Consider the following 11,536-nt stretch of genomic DNA (forward strand, 5'->3'; position numbering starts at 1 on the left):
TCATGCCTCGAACCGAGGCCGATCGCATTCTAAAGAGCAGCCGCCATGCAATCCATCTGACCGACGATTTGCTGGAGCCGCAGACCCCACTTAACCGATATGTGTTGCTCAGAACGCACGGACGCCAGTGCGAACGCATGCGGCGCTTCATCGGTGAGGCAAACGCGTCGCGAGAGCGCCTCGAAAATGCCGTCGAGGCTCTTCGCCAATTGATGCCTGTTGATGCGTTTCGAGCGTTGCTGAAGGCGGAAGGTTTCGCGACGACCCCAAGGACACTGGCAGAAAGAATCTCGCGCAATCAGTCGAGTACTCTCATCGGTTGCGATAAGCCGGGCCATACCATAGCGGCGAGTCAGCATCTCATCGTAGGTGTTTGCTACGAAGTTATCGACCTTTTGGAAGATTGCAGCGTAAACCCGAAAATCTTTGGCTTGCTACGGAAGGTCGTACCGAGCCGGCAGGTAGAGATTGCACAGTTCATGATCGCGTTGGACAGGGTGAAGGTCAATTGGGCAAGGGTCCTCATCGCGCTCACGCCGCAATCACAGCTTGCAGATCCTTCGATCCCGCGAACGCAGTGCGCAGGCATCACTGCCAATCAAATCGAGGCGATGGAGAGTGAATCGACTGACTTGAGCAAGGAGTTCCGCAACACCGCCGAGCGCCTCGGTTCATGGGACCTTGAGTTTATAGCGGTACGGGGGTACCTCAACCGGCTGATGGATAATCTCAAGATTGTACGTTACCTAGCGCATCATTTTCCAAAGCAACTCGCGCAATTCCAAGGCGTATTGGAAACGGCTCCCAGAAGCTGACGATGAAGGCCGTCACGCTACTCATCCTTCCAGATCACGCGCTTTTCCCACCTGATCTCGACCAGGCGCCGGAAACGGATGGTCTCGAGTTCTTGCCCGACAGGGTGAAATAGTTCCGCGTCCATATATTCCTTCTTCTTGCATCTCTCGCAGCGTACCTTTGCGCGCACCTGGTCGACGGTGACGTTGCCGATCACCTCGCGCAATTCCAGAGGCTTGTAGAAGCGTTTGATGTTGCAGTAGCCACACCGAATACGTGCCACCTGCCCCGCGTTGTGGGCATGCATCAACGTCCATTGGACGCCCTTTGGCCACTTTTCGGGTTGTTCAGGCATCCCCTGAAATGAAAAAAGCCCCGCGAAAGCGAGGCTTCAAATGTGAGATTTTTGGCGATTAGCGCGGATGAGCGACGCCCTCGATCGTGCGGATCTTGCGGGAATGGCTGGAAACGAATGCCTATCTTCCGGTGCGCCATATCGATGACGAAAGTGAGACGGACGGGAGCGCTTACGCCAGGGCTTCCGCGATCACACCATAGGCTAACGCGATCACGCAGTTCACAATACAACCACAAGCGGTCGATTCCTTAGGGATGTAGCCACTCCAAAAGCCCGCCGCAGGTCGCTCCCGTGGCGGGCTTTTCATTGATCAGGTTTTTCGGGCTTTTGCAGGTGCCTATAGGCGCTGCTTACAGCGAGCCAAAAAACCCGCCGCTCCATTCACGGCAACGGCGGGCAGTCCCTAGGGATAGCGGGACTTGCTGGGGTGTTGGTTTGCCCCTGCTGACTAACAACTATTAGCAGCCTCTAATGTTCCATTGCATCGCCCTGACGGGCCGACCCTAACGCTCCTTCGGCTTCGGCGTTATCTCTTCAACCCGGACCTTGTCGCCGATCTCCTTCGTCATCGCCAGTGCTTTGGCCTTGTCTTTGGTGGTCAGGACAGGTGCGCCAATGTGGCTTCTCGAATACGCTCACCACGTAGGTTGTTGCCGGCGTACCTGTCATCGCCAGACCTTTGCGTTCCTTCATTAGGTGCTTCACTTTACATTAGCAAAGGCGCATAAAGTTCTCCAGCTGGCGGCGATGTTCCTCGCGAGCACATCCCGCCGGCTAGGCCCGGTGTCCTAGCCCCATCCCAACCCGCAGGGGTGCCGGGCCGCTCCATCCAAAGGCCCGCCGCCCCATTTTGCGGAGCGACGGGACCTAGCCCAGCCCACTGTGGCTACGCTATCCTCATATTAGAGATAGCTCAACTAAGACTGAAGTCCCTAGTCGACTACCCAGCCGCAGGGGCCGCACCGAACACCCTCCGTGCCACATAGTGAAAGGGGTAGCCGCCACGCAAAAGCCCGCGCCTCGGCGGGAGAGCGCGGGCCGATCGGAGGCCCGATCTTCGGCAGGCGATGGAGGGCACCACCTGCCGCCAGGTAAAAACATTTAGAGGTCGCTAATGTTCCAGCGACTTATGATGCCTATTCATCTTCTCTCGAATGTCGGCTTCCAGTCGCGATTACAGGCGGGGTTTTCTTACGGGCACGCGGGGCCTTCTTATCGTCAGGCGAGCTTTTGTTACCGGAAGCGACTTTGGTTTGGCGGCAGGCAAGCTTTTCTCTCTTGCCCTCTCCAGTTCCAACAACCTGATGTAATAGGTATCAAAGGCCTCACTGTTCTTCCGGTCCTGGCTCCGGAGATAGAAATACGGCAGCGCAAATGCCAAAATCATGACTATGCCGATCGCACCCGTCATGTGACTGCTGCCGAGAAGCCAACAAAAAATAGCGACCACGCCGCCGGCTATCGCCGCCCCGGCCGCACTTGCCCAGAAAGGATCATATTGAGGCGGCGGAGCAACCGAGTCTGCCCGTCGTCTGGCCTCAACGCTAATGCGTGCAGCATCCAATCTCACAATTCCCGATATCGACTGTAATTTAGCAATTTCTAATGAAATGGCAAACCGCGTCGGCCATCGTCCAAAAGGCTGTGTTCCCGCAACTCTAGCGAGAGCGCTATAACTCAATACTCGGCGTCGTTTCCTCAAAGCGCCGCCGGTAAAGGCTCGGCGCCCCTCTGGTTTGTTCAGTGTCAAAAGCAGGGCGCCGGGCCGCTCAGCCAGCGCTACCCAGCCGTAGGCCGCACCGGCCCCGCCCCGAACAATTGAATGAACGGCGCATCCTTGCCAGTGATTTCTCGGATAGATTTTAGGAGCGCTTCATGCGCCCCCTGGAGCGCTCGATGGTGGTCGCTGGTAGGCAATAGAAGCGGCTTGACGATGCTCTTATGGAGCGACTCCGCTGCCGTCAGAAAGCGCTCGATCTCAGCCTCTGAAAGTTGCTTGGAAAGTCTGTCGACGGCCCGTCGCCCCATTTGCGAAGCGACGAGCTCTCACCCCCTGCCAGGCGGCGCCTCTACCACAAAGCCCATACAACAGGCGCCGGCCATTCCGCGAAGGCAGCCCTGCCATCGATATATATTAGCAGTTATGCAACTACGCCGCATTCAACTTTGACGTATTGAAGCGGCCCTATGCGCCTTGGTTAAAAACGTACAGTCGGGGATGGCAGGCGCTAGACGCAAAAAGGTGGGTGCCAGGTCATTACCGGCTTGTGCTCGACCTTTTGCTGCTTCCATCGCTCATACGGATAAGTGCCGATTATATTAGCAGAGGCATACATATATTCGCCAGCCGGCGCGACCGCCCATGCCCCCCGCGCCGGTCAGGCCCGGCGCCCTGCTGGCCACCGCGCTGTAACAGGGATGCCGGGCCGCCTAGTCTGAGCGCCGCGGTCCTGGTGTCTTCGGATGCTGGTGAACGAGATGTTCCGGTCAGGGCACCCTCACAGACCGCCAGTTCCGCCACCAGCCCAAGTGATTATCTGGGAAAGTTCGGCGATGTCGCCGTAGATCATCGAGCCTTTGACGAGATAACACTTGTCACCCAGGACTTCGGCGAGTGAGCTTGACGCGGTGCAAACCGGCAGGTTCACCTTACGGTCCTTGGCATCGGCATAGCCGATGCTGATCGCGAGGATAGTGAGTATGAGAGTCGTTTTGCTCATATTTAGCCCCCTAGAGCCAGCAGGCCCCTTGGGCAGCAAAACCGGGTTGCCGCCCTTTGCCTTGCCATTAGGTGGAGCAGGAGGTTAAGTCGCGCCATCCCTCAATTGGATGACGCGGGCTTATCTATATTAGCTAACGCTTGACGAACAGGTCGCTCCTGTGGCGGGCTTTTTCCTATGGTTTTATGTAGGACCTTTGACCGCTTCGACGCTGATCAATTCACTGGTCAACCGAGGTTTTGTAACCGGCCTCAGGCCGCACCGGGCCCGTCCCGATCCGTGAGCGGCGGCACGGTCGGTTGCGGCTCATACGGATCATTTTAGAGAAATTGAATATTCGAATAAACGGCCTATAATTTGCCAGCCGGCAAAACCCACCCCGTTTGCTGGTCAGGCCCGGCGGTCAAACCCCGAGCCCCCCGCCATGGCCGCCGGACCGCTGGAAAACGGTCGGCAACGCTACGCGGTGGTGGCGGGGTGAGGCTGCGCAAGAATCGGTGGCGGAGCGCTGACGGATAGGTCGGAATTCCTCACCGTAACCAGCGAAGGGAGGTCATTCCCATGCACACGGCAGCACTGCGGCTTCGATCGATCCGAGAAGCGTTATTGCCGCTGATGGGGTTTACCGACTGGCACGAAAGCGTCAGCGAAGAAGGCACGCCCATTTGGACACGTTACATCGCGAAAACGGACTCATGGGAGGTCCGTCCGATGACGCCCGAAGAGGAAGCCAAGGCTTTCTGGTGGTGTCATCCACCGTTTTGAGCGTCGCCGTTGACCACGAATTACGGTGACAGTGCCCTTTGCCATGTTCGTACCGGCCGTCATTGTGTGCAGGTTAACCGCATAGCCCATCTTGCCAGCAATGGCGGCTTTCGATGCACTGCGCAAAGCCGAGAGAGCATCGGTCGGCCGGCAGGCAGCGAAGCCATTTTCTGGATCGGGCTGCCCAACCAAACCGGAAAAGCAGTGAAATCGGAAAGGCGAGACAAGCGGCGAAAGGAAAATGGCGCACTGTCACCGTAATTCCAATGCGGCTTCTCGAAAACGCTCACGATATATGTGGTTCTTGTGGGCTTAGGTCCGGCAGGCATACCTCACCTTGCCCCACTGGCTGCATTGAGGACACAAAGGATGGAGATAGGCCAACTTGTCGCCCGGAATATCTCCGGAGCTGGTGATCGTCAGGCTACCGCCATTGAAACCCTCCAAGCTGTAGGATTCCCAGGTGCCGCTGAGGGGCTGATCGTCTTCTCGTAGTTTCAAATACCCAGTGCGACCGCATTCGCAAACCAGCTTTTCTCGTAAAACAGTTGAGAGCACTTAGGACTGACCTTCCGATGCGGAAAACGTGCCCGATGCTACCATGGGCATTTTACGCTTGCCGCCATTCATTGTGATGATTGCGGATAACGCTATCGGATACTATCGAAAGTCGGGAATTACGGTGACAGTGCACTTTCTTACCATGTCCGTCCGGCTGTCATTGTGTGTAGGTTAACCGGGAAGGCGAGGCGGGCGACGAAAAGAAAATAGTGCACTGTCACCGTAATTCAGCAGTCCTACCCCTGCGAAGCGTCTCGCGCGGCCTGGCGCTCATCGCTGAGCCGAATAAGCCGTTCCCTGGCAAAAGGCGCAATTCAATTAGCACACGCTTAATTAGTTCCGGAACATTTTAACGAATCGTTGACCGCGCTGTCCCAGAATAGGACGGCGCGGTCAAACCCCCAACCGGACTGCGCAGGCGGCTCCGGCACTCAGCGCCCGCCCACTGTCGGAGCCGCTACTCACACCCTCTAATATACCAGCGATGGTTGAATCAACTGTTACCGCACGTGCTTTCCAGTGCGCTTTTCTGATCGTTAGACTTTGATGGAACTACGGTGACAGTGCGCTTACTACCATGTCCGTCCGGCCGTCATTGCGTGTAGGTTAGCCGGGAAGCGAGGCAGGCGACGAAAAGAAAATAGTAATTCCGGCGAAATCCGCACCTATGGCGGCGGACGTCTCATGCGTGTTGACGGTGTCTGGGATGTATTTGAGAGCGGCGACCACAGCGATGCAGACGTGATCCTCAACGTGCTGCGGAAGGCGAATTAGCGGCGAACCGGTGAAATTCCCGTCCGGGTTAGGTCAAAGACTCTGCAGGGTAGCCGCCTCGCTCTTCCCTGCTCTCGGCCACAACAACTTTCGCACTATCGATGCCAGTCCCCTCGACGCGCTTCCCGCCGGCGCATCGTGAGGCAAAGCGCTTGCCCCATTCATTGGTCCAGTTTTCCCAGCCATAGTAGGTCAGAGTTGCGACCGGGATGACGCACAGCAGCGTTATCGCAAGCAACAGCACATAGGCCTGAGGTTCGCTCAGTCCCGAGTGCCGAAGTCGCCAGAACAAAGGAAACAAGGCGGCGATGATTGGGCCATGCACCAGGTAGACTGAATAGGAGACATTGCCCAGCCACACCGTCGCTCTGTTCACAAGAGGCTTGATGGGGAACAAATAGAGCCCAACCAGCAGACATCCAAACATCGGACCTTGCCAATACATCGGCTCGCCAAATGGCACCATGCCACTGACAATCACATAGAACTGAAGCGGCACGGACGCCAGCAGGATAGCGCCAATCGCTCGCTTGTGTGTCCATTCGCCGGCAATCTGAACCACATAAAACGCGATAATTCCGAACATGAACATTGGAGCTAGGTGAAATATCGATTTAGGAATGTAGATCCTGGGCTCTGCCACGAGATTCCCGATTACCGAGCGAAAGACCGCGGCCACGACGAGGGCAACGACGAGCGCTCGGATCGCCAAGGTTACACTTTTAGTCCTGGCGTATATGAAGGGGAACACTAGGTAGAACGCCATCTCAACGCCAATCGTCCATCCCGCAAAGAGGACCGAGGACTGGTACCCAAGGCCCGGGGTAAAATTGAAGACAAACGTCAGGTTCGCCAGGATCGTTTTGTAATTGTAGGGAAGGCCTGCCGGGTTGAACCAGTGCGACAGACACGCCAGACCAATCAGGGCATAGAACAGCGGGGCTATCCGAAAAAACCTCCGCAGCATGAATCCCAAATATGGCCTCTGTTCGCTATCGTGCTTTGGCATCGTGAGGCAGAGGGAAAAGGCGCTCACAAGGAAGAACAGATTGACGCCCATGACGCCGCTTTGGGCCAGAGTTTGCGGCCACCAGGGGAGCACAAAGCGTGGATTGGGCATTAGTGCTACGTGAGCCATCACGACCCATAGAGCGGCGAGACCACGCAGCGCGCTGAGGTAGGGGAAGCGGTCCGGCTTGCTCGGCGTCATTGTATTTACCTGATCGACCCCACCGCCAAATCGTGATGTTCATGCCCTACATGGATTGGGATTTCGGCGCAACGATTGAGATACCGGTGCTAGTGCTCGATGTCGCGAAGATCAGTGATGACGATGGTCTTTCCCGCACCGTCCGCACGCGCACCCTTAAAGCCGTCGACATACGGCACTGGAAGCGCCGTAGTGCCCAGATTAACACCACCAACATAGACTGTGAGATTGCTCGTCCCTGCCGGAATGATGTGACGCCACGTTTTCGCCAAGGTAGCGAAATTCGCAGCATTTGGCGTCGTCGTTGTGTAGCGGCCGCTATTTGCAAGCCAGAATAAAGGTGACGAAGCCCGTCGTAGCAGCAATCCCAACTCCAATGCCCATACGAGCGCCAACGTACCAAATGCCGAGGCTACCGCGCCGCGCGGTATGTGGGCCGGGTCGTTCGAAAGGCCGTGGGAATGGCGCAAGCAGATGACGGTCCAATAGGTTACTTGCGCAAGTAGCTCTTGGCCCCACCGTCGGTGATGCAGTAGTGCCCGCCTCTAGGTCCCGTACAGAAATGCCCGGATCTACACGAGCATTCCGACTGATTGTCTGTCGGCGTCATGTCTGCATCTTCGTTGCCCACCAGGCCAAGCCCCTGACTGGAACCGCCACCTTTGTCGGCAGAGCAATCCCTTTTGCTGGCACTCACCGAGCCGTCATTGCAAACGAACGTGCGGCCTTGGCAGTGCGCGACACCACCCTTGTGGCCGCTGCAAGGGGTATTCGACGCTTGAGACGGTTGAACCGGCAATACCGAAAGGCTCGCGCCAAAGAGCAGCACTGCAAGGAATTTCCCCATTTTTTTCCAACACTTCATCCTCGGGGGCAATATTGGACTACCAGATTTTATCGGCTGCTGACCCGCGCAAGATACCTTTCACACCTGTAGTATTTGGTGCCACTACTGCCGGTACTTACACACCTACGACACAGCAAGGCTGGTACAAGCGGTCTGGCGATGTCGTTGAATTTGAAGCATCGGTCGCGTGGACCGGGCACACCGGAACAGGTCCCCTACGGATCAACGGTGTTCCGATTGGGCCGTCTGGCGCACTTCAAATCCTCATGCGGCAGGTTGCCAGCGATGGCGGCCGTGGGTACTATTTACGTGGCTGGGAATTCACCACGCAATAAATGGTTAAGCGACGATAATCTTAAGCTCATCAACGCCTACCCGCGTGCCGTTATCCATCAGCAAGCCGGACTGATCCGCCGCTTTGACGGTGGCCAACAAAGGAAAGAAATGCGGCTTGCCGCCCATATCGACGATGTCTCACTGCCTCAAATAGCGTACTTCGCGGCCGACCAACGCGGCGCGGTCTTCGGCCGTCTGAAACGGCAGCTTTTCGCCACCAATCGGGTAATCTGGCGTGGTCATGATCGATCTCCATTTCTACTCTCTACGTCAAGATGCCGTGCGAATAGTTAAGGTTGAAAATGGTCGACGGGTCAGCTGACCAATTGACTGTCGGCTCTCCTGTCTTCCTTACCAGGCAAGCGCTTAGCAGGAATGCGGGCTGGTCGTCCAATCCATGTAGAGCCCCGCCTTCGGCGCTTGTGGGAACGATGAAGGCCGGCATCGAATAGCCAGCATCGATCATCTCGAAGCCGGTGAAGGCATTGAAGATCGAGGAATACGCCTCTTTCGAAAAACGAAAGAAATCCCAAGGCTGCACGTGAAGCGGCCATGCCGCATGGGACTGGATAAAGGCCAATGCGCCATTATTAAGAACGCGGTTGAGCGCGTGAGGCGCGACCCACGGCATCATCAGATGCTCGAACACAGATATCGAAAAGGCGAAATCGAACATATCCTTTACGCCGGCCATGCTGTGAGCGTCGGTAACGAGATCGACATTGGGGCCTGGCGCCACGTCAATGCCGAAGTATGCGCAGTTCGGGAAAAGTTGCCTGTAGGTATTACCGGATCTGGCTCTGGATCCGATCTCGATCAGCTTGGCCCCAGGCTTCGCGGAAACCTCCCCCCGGAATTTATCCAGCATGGTGTTGGTATCGAAAAACCCTGGTGCTGGCCGGAGTTCAGCACCATTGTCAAACCTGACTATGACTTCCTGCTCGGCAATGTTCTTGTCGGGCAGCGGTGCAGCGATCCTAAAGCCGGCACTTCGGGGTATATCGATGTCTGGCCGAAAATAGCGGGCGCACGCCTGGCGAGGGATCGGGACGCCTCCGTACACAAGTTGGGGATCTTCCCCCGTTGTCCGGCCAGTTGCGATCAAAACTCCATCCACGAACGAGAGGCGCTCGACGCAATACTCGTCAGATGGTCGTTGAGTGACAGTGGGGCGAACCAGCCGTCGCAGTCTCGAACAAATCCCTAGCAACTTGGCCTCCGGATCTTCTTGGTCTCTACCCGAAGCCTGAATACTAGGCAATCGACGATCTGCTCCTCCCGGCCGCCAACCATAGCCAATCATCACCCGAAAGGAAAACCCATGGACCGCAACTACGCGCGGGCGCTTGCGCTCGTTTTGAAATCTGAAAGTGGATGGAGCGACAATCCTGCCGATCCGGGCGGCGCCACCATGAAGGGGGTGACGCTCGCCGACTTCCGCCGATATGAATCTGTCGCGGGTTCAGCGCTCGTTTGGCGCCGACCTTTCTGCCTGCGTTCCACGCACGCCGCCCATGCGTCGCAGGATCGTAATGTGAATGTCCCATAATGTTCTCCTTCGGCCAGTATTGGCCAGAAGGATACCAACCGTTACCTGGGGGGCCGGAAGCCGGCCGTCCGCTATCACGATGAAACGATCAAAAAGCGGCCGTACCGCCCGAGCGCCGCGACTGGTGAAGCTGTACGGCTTGCCGATCACCGGATCGATGAGCGCACGATCCTTGTCGACATAGGCCTGCAGGGCCTTCTTCACGGTTTCAAGCGGGCCGGTCATGGCTGTCTCCTACCGGAGGGAGTAGGTTCAATTGGCCGTCTCATTCGCCTGTTGTCTCACTGCATCTATCAAGTCTCGTGTCGCTTGAGCGACCTTGGCAACTGGTAGTCGATGAACGCAGTAGACGCCGCCCGGGTTGTCGGGTTTGCACAAATCGGGCGCAACACACTGGCAAGGCAACGGCGGCTCAACGGTGCGGTGAAGTACCCCAAAAGGCCCCCAGATGTCGGGGGGCGTCAGGCCATACAGGCCCACAACTGGAGTTCCGACTGACGCAGCCAGGTGCATTGGGCCGCTCTCGTTTCCTAGAAAGATAAATGCATCCGCAAGCAATGCTGTTAGTGTCTCAAGCGAGGCTTGACCAACAACGCTCACCAATGGTGACACTGCCACATTCAGGATAGCTTGCGCGGTTGCGCTCTCATCAGGTCCACCAATCAGCAGTGACCGCAGGCCCGTCGTTGCATAAACCTCGTCGATTACTGCAGCGAACCGTTCAGGTTGCCAACACCGCCCTTCGAACCTTGCTCCAGCGTGTACTGCGACGAAAGCTTTTACAGCCAGATTGCTTTGCGCCAGAACCTGGGTAGATGCGCTTCGCCCGACTGGTGTGGGTTCAAGCCTCGGTGTCACTTCGCGTAATTCTATCCCAAGAGCTTCAAGCGGGGACAGATATCGGTACAAGTAGTGCGCGCCTCCATGGCCGAAGGTTTCAGCAAATATATTAGCAGGCTGACTTTCCCAAAATTTCAGGGGCCTTTCCGGGGGATTGTATCCAACGCGCAGGGGGGCGCCGATTGACCTGTGCATTATCCTTGATGTCTTCGAGTCAGTTAGATCAATGGTGAGATCGAATTTTCGGCGGCGGAGGTCAGCGACCAAGCTTGAATATTCCTTCACTCGCTGAGGCAGACTTCTACCAGCACCTCGACGGTCGAATCCGATGGCCACGTCTGCGATATTCTGGCTGACTATGAAGTCTCGCAGGCCAGGAGCGCAAAGCATGGCTATCGCGGCGTTTGGGTAAGCGAGGCGCAGATTTCGCACGAGCGCCGAGGTCAGAATGACATCCCCGATGTACTTCGTCTGAATAACGAGAATGGACTTGATAGCCAGCCGATCAGCCACCGAGATATTCAGCACATCGACCTCACGAAGGGCGGGTCATATTGGTCATTGGTGGGCACCAACGTCCAATCGAGCTCACGGTTCCGGCTAATGGATATCTCTCTTTTCAACATCGAAGCAAGGTCGTCTTTGAAAGCAGCCCAAAGACGAAGCCTCAAATCCTTGGTCACTGTCGCCGCTTGGCCTCACCATCATTACGCGCTTTTAGAAAATGCTAAGCAATGCCGTACTGGCTCGAGTATCTCGCCATTCGCCATTGGCCTGCAGC

At 56.6% G+C, this 11,536-nt stretch carries 13 protein-coding genes; 5 read left to right on the top strand and 8 right to left on the bottom strand.

What is annotated here, in order from left to right; translation table 11 throughout:
- The first annotated feature begins 2 nt into the window (after window positions 1-2).
- Window positions 3-815 (top strand): plasmid partitioning protein RepB C-terminal domain-containing protein, encoded by an 813-nt coding sequence (locus B5V02_RS00480; protein ID WP_111542324.1) that lies wholly within the window; start codon window positions 3-5, stop codon window positions 813-815.
- Window positions 816-832: 17 nt separating this feature from the next.
- Here the strand turns inward: B5V02_RS00480 and B5V02_RS00485 are convergent, their stop codons facing one another.
- The 3 genes from B5V02_RS00485 to B5V02_RS00500 all read right to left on the bottom strand — a co-directional run bounded on the left by B5V02_RS00485 (window position 833) and on the right by B5V02_RS00500 (window position 3,873).
- The gene (locus tag B5V02_RS00485; protein ID WP_146605984.1) at window positions 833-1,102 is read right to left on the bottom strand and encodes a hypothetical protein; all 270 of its coding nucleotides are present in this window, start codon (window positions 1,100-1,102) and stop codon (window positions 833-835) included.
- 1,225 nt (window positions 1,103-2,327) lie between these two features.
- Complete coding sequence (locus B5V02_RS39995; protein ID WP_146605985.1) at window positions 2,328-2,717, bottom strand: hypothetical protein; 390 nt, start codon at window positions 2,715-2,717, stop codon at window positions 2,328-2,330.
- Window positions 2,718-3,651: 934 nt separating this feature from the next.
- Window positions 3,652-3,873, bottom strand: coding sequence for a hypothetical protein (locus tag B5V02_RS00500; RefSeq protein WP_111542328.1), 222 nt, complete (start codon window positions 3,871-3,873; stop codon window positions 3,652-3,654).
- Between the two features lie 561 nt (window positions 3,874-4,434).
- On the opposite strand from B5V02_RS00500, the gene B5V02_RS40000 reads away from it, so the two are divergent.
- Window positions 4,435-4,638: a hypothetical protein gene (locus tag B5V02_RS40000; protein ID WP_146605986.1), complete on the top strand. Its 204-nt coding sequence runs from the start codon at window positions 4,435-4,437 to the stop codon at window positions 4,636-4,638.
- Between the two features lie 1,363 nt (window positions 4,639-6,001).
- On the opposite strand, the gene B5V02_RS00505 is transcribed toward B5V02_RS40000, so the two are convergent.
- Window positions 6,002-7,183 (bottom strand): acyltransferase family protein, encoded by a 1,182-nt coding sequence (locus tag B5V02_RS00505; protein ID WP_111542329.1) that lies wholly within the window; start codon window positions 7,181-7,183, stop codon window positions 6,002-6,004.
- Between the two features lie 41 nt (window positions 7,184-7,224).
- Here B5V02_RS00505 and B5V02_RS00510 point away from each other — a divergent pair, with 41 nt between their 5' ends.
- Both B5V02_RS00510 and B5V02_RS40005 read left to right on the top strand, forming a co-directional pair.
- Window positions 7,225-7,521: a hypothetical protein gene (locus B5V02_RS00510; RefSeq protein WP_146605987.1), complete on the top strand. Its 297-nt coding sequence runs from the start codon at window positions 7,225-7,227 to the stop codon at window positions 7,519-7,521.
- 541 nt (window positions 7,522-8,062) lie between these two features.
- Window positions 8,063-8,365 carry a hypothetical protein gene (locus B5V02_RS40005; RefSeq protein WP_146605988.1) on the top strand — a complete coding sequence of 101 codons (303 nt, stop codon included), beginning with the start codon at window positions 8,063-8,065 and terminating at the stop codon, window positions 8,363-8,365.
- 4 nt (window positions 8,366-8,369) lie between these two features.
- Here B5V02_RS40005 and B5V02_RS42185 read toward each other — a convergent pair whose 3' ends face one another.
- Both B5V02_RS42185 and B5V02_RS00525 read right to left on the bottom strand, forming a co-directional pair.
- Window positions 8,370-8,492, bottom strand: coding sequence for a hypothetical protein (locus tag B5V02_RS42185; protein WP_281004878.1), 123 nt, complete (start codon window positions 8,490-8,492; stop codon window positions 8,370-8,372).
- Window positions 8,493-8,631: 139 nt separating this feature from the next.
- A complete protein-coding gene (locus B5V02_RS00525; protein ID WP_245445562.1) occupies window positions 8,632-9,471 on the bottom strand; it encodes a class I SAM-dependent methyltransferase in 840 nt (279 codons plus the stop codon).
- Window positions 9,472-9,687: 216 nt separating this feature from the next.
- Between B5V02_RS00525 and B5V02_RS42565 the strand changes: the two genes are divergently transcribed.
- Window positions 9,688-9,915, top strand: coding sequence for a glycosyl hydrolase 108 family protein (locus B5V02_RS42565; RefSeq protein ID WP_425374335.1), 228 nt, complete (start codon window positions 9,688-9,690; stop codon window positions 9,913-9,915).
- Here B5V02_RS42565 and B5V02_RS42570 read toward each other — a convergent pair.
- Window positions 9,829-10,140, bottom strand: coding sequence for a hypothetical protein (locus B5V02_RS42570; protein ID WP_208647015.1), 312 nt, complete (start codon window positions 10,138-10,140; stop codon window positions 9,829-9,831). The genes B5V02_RS42565 and B5V02_RS42570 overlap by 87 nt on opposite strands.
- A 27-nt stretch (window positions 10,141-10,167) precedes the next feature.
- A complete protein-coding gene (locus B5V02_RS00540; RefSeq protein WP_111542333.1) occupies window positions 10,168-11,283 on the bottom strand; it encodes a glycosyltransferase family 9 protein in 1,116 nt (371 codons plus the stop codon).
- Between the last annotated feature and the right edge of the window lie 253 nt (window positions 11,284-11,536).

The organism is Mesorhizobium kowhaii (assembly GCF_003253745.1).
In the GTDB taxonomy this organism is placed as follows: domain Bacteria; phylum Pseudomonadota; class Alphaproteobacteria; order Rhizobiales; family Rhizobiaceae; genus Mesorhizobium; species Mesorhizobium kowhaii.